The organism is Algoriphagus sp. 4150, from assembly GCF_031457395.1.
Classification (GTDB): domain Bacteria; phylum Bacteroidota; class Bacteroidia; order Cytophagales; family Cyclobacteriaceae; genus Algoriphagus.
Window position 1 is genome coordinate 1 of record NZ_JAVDWS010000050.1, and the last position, 7,115, is coordinate 7,115.

At 44.1% G+C, this 7,115-nt stretch carries 5 protein-coding genes; 2 read left to right on the plus strand and 3 right to left on the minus strand.

Annotation, left to right across the window (positions count from 1 at the left end; genetic code table 11):
• Positions 1 to 197: 197 nt before the first annotated feature.
• Positions 198 to 1,979, minus strand: a complete 1,782-nt coding sequence (locus J2X69_RS24430) for a histidine kinase (RefSeq protein ID WP_310109412.1) — start codon at positions 1,977 to 1,979, stop codon at positions 198 to 200.
• 50 nt (positions 1,980 to 2,029) lie between these two features.
• A complete protein-coding gene (locus J2X69_RS24435) occupies positions 2,030 to 3,481 on the minus strand; it encodes an NAD(P)-binding domain-containing protein (protein ID WP_310109414.1) in 1,452 nt (483 codons plus the stop codon).
• Between the two features lie 322 nt (positions 3,482 to 3,803).
• On the opposite strand from J2X69_RS24435, the gene J2X69_RS24440 reads away from it, so the two are divergent.
• A complete protein-coding gene (locus tag J2X69_RS24440) occupies positions 3,804 to 4,565 on the plus strand; it encodes a histidine kinase (protein WP_310109417.1) in 762 nt (253 codons plus the stop codon).
• Between the two features lie 10 nt (positions 4,566 to 4,575).
• Here the strand turns inward: J2X69_RS24440 and J2X69_RS24445 are convergent, their stop codons facing one another.
• Entirely contained in the window at positions 4,576 to 5,733 is a 1,158-nt protein-coding gene (locus J2X69_RS24445; RefSeq protein WP_310109420.1) for a serine hydrolase, read from the minus strand.
• A 283-nt stretch (positions 5,734 to 6,016) separates the two neighbouring features.
• Here J2X69_RS24445 and J2X69_RS24450 point away from each other — a divergent pair, with 283 nt between their 5' ends.
• Positions 6,017 to 6,889: a geranylgeranylglycerol-phosphate geranylgeranyltransferase gene (locus J2X69_RS24450; RefSeq protein ID WP_310109422.1), complete on the plus strand. Its 873-nt coding sequence runs from the start codon at positions 6,017 to 6,019 to the stop codon at positions 6,887 to 6,889.
• The last annotated feature ends 226 nt before the right edge of the window (positions 6,890 to 7,115 follow it).

Sequence of the window (7,115 nt, forward strand, 5' to 3'; positions counted from 1 at the left end):
CGGTTGATTTCTACGAAAATGGTGGATGCCGGGATTTATAATCATGCCCCTGTGTGTCGCGCTCCCGTCATGGATATTTCATCTGTTTATAATTGATTTTTTATGGTCAGATGGAATCTTTGACGATTAATCCGCCAGCTAGCGGAGCCCTCTGTGTTTAATGATGATTTTAATCGTGTCGATTTCATTTCCAAAAATCAATAGTCCAATACCACAGAATCCTGCATACGGGCCCTAACAAGAATACGAAGTACAGCCCGTGTGCCTGCAGGTTTTCCATCCGGAGACACAAGGTCTTGGATTTCTACGGAGATACGTTCCGAGACTTCGTCGTTCAGCACTCTGATTCTATCCTGCAATGCCTCTTTGTAGGGTGTGGTGTCGTTGCTATCACGGGTTTGGTTTCGCAGCTTAGCCGCCTCCCGACCACAGCCATTGTCAGTGATCGTGCAGACAAAATGGGGAGCTTCATAACCAAAAACAATATCAATAACCCCCATTTCCTCCTTATTGAGAATACCATGATAAAGGGCATTTTCCACATAATGATAGATGATCAGCGGAGGTATACCTGAAATATCCTTTGGAGTACCATCCGCCAAAATGAGCGTAAAGTCAAACTTATCAGAAAACCTCATTTTCTCAAGATTAAGATATAGTTTAAGGAATTTCTCCTCTTGTGCCAATGTGATTTCGGGTTCATTTGCCTGACTAAGGAGTTCCCTGATAAATCGGGAAAATTTAGACACATAGCTCAGCGAAGCAGATGTGTCTCCTTTGTTGATATAAAACTGCAGGTCATTGAGAGAGTTAAACACAAAATGCGGGTTGATCTGAGCTTGCAGTACCCGCATGTGAAGTCTTCGGTTAATGTGCTCGATATCTCTGTTTTGTTTCCCGATCACCGCATTGCGTTGGGTAAGCAATTTGGTCAGGTGGGATTTTATTCTGAATCTGTTGTACATCAGCAGTGCAAAAATAATTGCGATGACAATGACCAAGATGCTGACATTGCGGAGCATCTTGTCCCGCTCTGCTTCTATCAGGGTATTTGCCAACCGATGGGATACAATTTCACGCTCTTTCATCAGCAGTTCGAGTTCCGCATCCCGTTGTTTTCCGGGATTGGCGCCCGGACCTTCCATCATAATCTTTCCTACCTCACTACCCAAGTATTTTGAAAGTAAGTTGTTCACGAGTCTTTTGCATTCGAAACTCAGAAAAAACTCATCTACGATCGGTTTCCAATCGCTACCCGAAGGAAATATTCCAGCCAATCCTATCCTTTCGGTAGCAAATAGATATTGCCTTTTTATTTTTATACCCTTCTGTAAACTTACCACATACACTGTCATGGGAACATAGCCCAGCCCACGTTTGTCCTCAGAGATTTTTTTCAGGATCTCATAATCATCAAACTTACGTGAGACAGGAGTGGCCGCAGAGCCGACAAGGAGTGTCAGATCCTCTTCCATAGCGGTATGCTCCATAGTGTACGCCTGAAGGTAGGGCAGCGTATCTATAAGCTCCTTCTCATTCTCAAATATCGGCATGGATTCATTGGTCACCACCACATTGATATCAGGCATGTAGGGTGGAGTGAAACTCACTTCCCGCATTCTGTCGGAGGTGATAGAAAAAAATGACCAGCCAAAAAGCCCCTGGGCAGGAGAATCCCTGACTTCACTGTAGATATTTTCAAAACTGGTTGCATTCTTCCAGTTTATCTGGACACGATATCCATAGGTTGTCTTGATCCACTCAGTGAAATACTCCATCAGTTCATATTCCACTCCCTGTAGGTTGCCTTGCTGATCTTCGAAAATAAAAGGGTCTATATCATACCAGAGTGCCGTGATGGTACCTCCCTGATTTTGCTGTACTTCTGCCCAGCTGTCAGTTTGTTGTGCAGACGCAAACTCCGTCCGTATTCCCAACGCCAGAAATACCACCGAAATAATAAGTATATGTCTTCTCAAGCAGTTCATCATTTTTTTGCCCTAGGGCTAAGGTAGCAAAACAGAAAACATTATATAGCCTTCGATTTGGCTGAAAGCATCTTTTTATAATCTTTTGGATTGATTGGCTTGAAGAATTCATAGAGAAAGTTTCTAGAAGCTTGCCTTCGAAGTCCCATATCACTCATCATATCATCCAGATGCTGGAAGTTGAACGGTGCTACACAGAGACCGCTGAACTCTGCGGCAATAGGTCTGACTTCACTTCGCCAATGGGCCATTTTCTCAATATCCAGCAGGATATCTTCTACGGGAGGAAGAATAAGATCTCCCTTCACATGGGAAGACAGCCAATGTGCCGCCACTTCCGAGGTAAGGGTGGTGAAAAGGCTGGAATTGAACCCTATAAAACCCATCTTGGGAAGATCGGGATGAAGTATATTTCTATACAGCGTATACATCCCTTTGGTGTCAGTGATCATCTCCTGATAATGGATACTTAGGAATGGCAGACGCTGCCGAAAACCTGTACCGAAGACCACTACCTCCGGCCGGACGATCTGTCCGTTTTTCAAAATCATTTGTCTCCCCTCAAAGCGATCCACCTCAGTACAAATGCTATTGATTTCCTTATTGGCAACTTTCTTATAGAAATTTACCGGTTCTACCCCCAGACTACAGCTGATCTGATCCTCTATGCGATGGGTGGGCACCATGCCACATTTTTTGAGTTCAAATTGCTTTTTCAACAGTAACTCAAGTGTGCGCCAATGCATCCACACAAAGGGACGGCCTACGGAGTGCAAAATATGCTGAAACCATGTCTTCTTGCCAGACTCGAAAAATGCCTCCGAAAAACGGGAGAACAAGAGGTATTTCATATTGATTAGGTTTCCAAAATACCGCGGCACTTTCCATTGTGCCTTGCGATAGATCAGGGTGCAGCTTTTCCCTATTTCTGAGGCTGTATTGGCTATATCTGTGGCTGATTTTGCAAATCCGACCACCGCTACATCTTTGTCCGCAAGCTGTTCAGAGGAAGTCACTTCGGAGGAATGGTACGCTGTTCCTCCCGCTTCCCGAAAAGATTCTATTCCAGGGATTTTGGGGGTGTATGATTCATGAAATGTACCCGTACAAACTACTACGTAGGAAAAAGTACCTGTCTCACTGTCTCCTATCCGCACTTTCCAGTTGAACCCATCGTAAGACATACTTTGGACCGAAGTGCCAAACCGGATGTGGGGCATGACCCCAAAGTGAATGGCATATTGTCTTAAATACTCCTCTACCTGTACGCCGGTGGGCCACAGAGGATAATCCCGGGGCATGGGAAAATCAGAAAATGCGTATTCATCCCGGGTAGTCTGTGTGGTTACGCCGGTGTACGATCTGCTTTTGTGCCATACGCCCCCGATCCCTTGAGATTTCTCCAAAACGGTCACCAGAAACCCCTTTTGCAAAAACACTTTGGCAGTGGTAAGCCCACTGATACCTGCTCCGATTATCAATATATGTTTCATCTGTTTATATTTTGTTTTAAGAGGTCAGATAGCCTGTCCCGAACTTGATTCGGGAGAATCTCGCACGGTGAATAATCATCCCTCTGTGTGACTTTTGAGTCATGCTCGATTTCATGTGATTATAATTTGTTTTTCAATGGCCACATAGCCTGTCCCGTCCGCCGCGGCGGATCGGGAGAATCTCGCATGCATTATAATCATTCCAGTGTGTGACTCTTGGGTCATGCTCGATTTCATCCAACTTGGGGTTGAAAGGTTAAATCTCTTTTTATTTCAAAATTTTCTTTAAAATCACGTATTTTCATTGCTAAAATACTTTTAAATGTTAGACTCTTTATTCTTTATTGGGTGTGCTGTTTTGTTGACTTGGGGTTGTTGTTTAGTATATTTTCGAAGGAAGTTCAGTCGCTCCAAAGCAGTCCACCGGCTTAGGGTGAGTGAACTGGAGGACAGTGCTTGGCGGGCTCAAATGAATCCGCACTTCCTCAATAACTGTCTCAGCAACCTAAATTCTCTTATTCAGCTGGAAGACATTCCTACGGCATCCAGATACCTTACAAGTTTATCCCGCCTTACACGCAAAGTGCTCGAAAACTCTCTGGGCTCTACCATTACGCTTGCTGAGGAACTCGATATGGTCAGGCATTACGTCATTCTGGAACAGCTACGCTTCGGGAATGCTATAATTTTTGAGATCGAACTTGATGAGAAACTTGATCCTGAAACTATTTTGGTGCCCCCCTTCTTTATTCAGCCATTCCTCGAAAACTCCATAATTCATGGCTTGCTTCCCAAAGGCGCTAAAGGAACTGTTGCTGTATCTCTCAGAAAGTCAAGCCAAGAGATACTATACTGCTCAGTATTGGATGATGGGGCAGGACGTACAAACAACTCTACTCCCATTTTTTCTGATTGTGAAAGAGGAAAACGCTCACTTGGGATGTCCATTACCAGAAGTAGAATCATGGCATTCAACCAAGCGAGCGGTAAAACTCTTCCCCTGATGATCCGGGATTTGACAGATGAATCAGGAAATCCTACCGGGACGCTTATTCAACTGGAACTTGCCTTCCGGGAGGTGTAAGTTTGACAATCTATTTTTTAACCCAGGAAGCATTGAATGCCGTCTGCACAAGTTGATTGGTATTTCTCCAGTCAGACGGCACAGAATTGATGGAAAGCGCAAGCTCTATCTTACCCGGAAATTTTATCAATAAGGTCTGCAGCCCGCTATCACCGAAACTGATATCCCCGGAACCGTCGTTATCGTTGTACAATCCACCGCCATGGCCAAGTGCAAATCCGCCCTTCACGGCAAAGCGTCTGTTCCAACCCAATTGTTCGGTATCCATCTGAGTTCGCTGGTTTTGGGTCAGGATCTCATCAGAATGAGTGAGGTAAACGATAATTCTAGACATATCCCGGGTAGTCAAAAAGTAACCTCCACCTCCCGCAGACTCTGTCCAATCTCCAATACTCACTCCTACCAAACCGGAGGGAGCTTCACTCAACATCTGGAATGTATTCCCTTCCACAGGGACGCATCCTCTAGCCCCCAGTCCTGCCTTTGAAATTACTTCATTCTGGATAATCTTGATGTACTCAGCACTCATCCAAAACTGGAAAGCTTCGGCAGTCATTTTTCCTTCCTGGCTTTCAAATTCTGATTTGTTGTTCAGTTTGGGAAGCATAAGCCTGAACAAAGCAAAATTGGCATTGGCATAAGAGTACACATTGGACTCCGTGATAGGACTAGCCACCAAGTTTCGTGTGTTTGTCCAATTACCGCTACCTGATCTTATACCCGAAGTATGTGTGAGTAACTGACGGAAAGTAATCTGGCTAATATCAGGATGGACATCCCAGCTATCCGGCAACCACGGACCAATCGCATCGCCCAGATCTACTTTCGCTTTGGGCAAAACCTTAAGCGCTGCAGTTGCAGTCAGTGTTTTGGTCACACTCGCGATGTTGACATAACTGTCGATACTAGACGGCAAATTACCGGCTCGACCGATTGCTCCTATTCCCACCGCCTCTGTTTCGGCGATCCTGCCGTTTCTGGTAATAACAAACTGATAGCCTCGTGCACCGTCCAATTGAGCGTTAAGATTATTCTTAAACAATTCTGCGTCGAACACTTCTTCATTGGAAGTAATTGGTAGGTTGTCAATCATTTGACAGGAAACCATGCATGCGGCAAAGAGAAAAGCTATCCCTGCATTAAGGAAAAATTTTGTTGATGTTTTCATTTTTTTTTTGATTTAATGTTTTGAACTGCACGAATGTATGCGGCGAAAAATTCCCCTATAGCGCGACTTAACCAAACAGGTTTAAGACTTAACGGATAGCCCGTTTGGATTTACAGGCAGTAGTGGGCTGAAGGCTTTAAAAGAGTTTAAAGTAGTACCAGTGTAAAAAAGTGTGGTTGATTGATTGGTAAAGAGGGAGTTAAAAACATTGTAATCCGGGTTTAATTTCCAGATACCTGGATATTTCCCTAGATGTGACGGGAATTGAATCTATTTTTGACGTATGAACACCATGACTGTGGACAGAATGATTTCCATCCGGGGACTTTTTCGGATCAGCAGACCTATAAATCTGCTGATGGTGGGATTCGCACAGCTGATGACGGCTTATTTTTTAGTCGAAACCAACAGGTTCGGTATGCCTGTACTTCAAGACTATAAGCTTTACCTGCTGGTAATTTCCACCCTGTTGATCACGGCAGCCGGCTACATGATCAATGATTATTACGATGTCAAAATAGATTATGTGAACCGTCCCCGAAATGTGGTAGTAGGTAAAGGGATCAAGAGACGCGTGGTTATTCTACTCCATACCGTATTGAATTTCACTGCCGTAGGACTGGGATTTATAGTAAGTCCGAGCATTGGTTTGATTAATTTCGTCGCAGCTTTTCTGCTCTGGCTCTACAGCAACCAGCTGAAAAGAGAACCCTTCATCGGAAACTTCACAGTAGCACTGCTCACGGGTGTATCCATCTATGTAATTGCCTTTTATTTTCAAAAGTCCGAACTATTGGTTTTGACCTACGCCATATTTGCTTTCTTCCTCAACCTCATTCGGGAGATCCTCAAGGACATAGAAGACCGGCAGGGAGACAGAAAACACGGATGCCGCACCTTGCCCATCGTGATTGGATTTCGGAAAACAAAAACTGTGATTTTCCTGATTGCAGCCGTGTTTGTCTGTGCGATAGTAGTGGTGACATTCGAATTAAACAGACCCATAATTTTCATCTATTTTGGAGGACTGGGGATTTTTTTCGTCTATTTCATGTACAGAATTTATCATGCAGACCGAAAACACCACTTCACACAACTAAGCGCAATGGCCAAGATTCTCATGCTGGTGGGGACTTTGAGCATGGGGTTATTGTAAAGTATGTTTACAATAACCCCATGATTCACCGGTGTTTACTTTGACCCTAAAATTGCCCTTGGACTCCGTGAAAGGCAACACAATATTGTCCGGTTAAGCGTAGTCGAAATCTTCTTTTAATAAAAATTCATTATGAATATACGGGATTCTGCCAGTAGCGAAATTATATACTGACAGCTGGTGACAATAGGTTGGTTGTCAGGAAGAAGTGGAGTTATTTGGTCAA

What these genes read in the sequence shown, in the direction of transcription:
- J2X69_RS24435 (WP_310109414.1), bottom strand. Translation starts at nt 3,481, where the DNA reads ATGAAACATATATTGATAATCGGAGCAGGTATCAGTGGGCTTACCACT.
- J2X69_RS24440 (WP_310109417.1), top strand. Translation starts at nt 3,804, where the DNA reads ATGTTAGACTCTTTATTCTTTATTGGGTGTGCTGTTTTGTTGACTTGG.
- J2X69_RS24445 (WP_310109420.1), bottom strand. Translation starts at nt 5,733, where the DNA reads ATGAAAACATCAACAAAATTTTTCCTTAATGCAGGGATAGCTTTTCTC.
- J2X69_RS24450 (WP_310109422.1), top strand. Translation starts at nt 6,017, where the DNA reads ATGAACACCATGACTGTGGACAGAATGATTTCCATCCGGGGACTTTTT.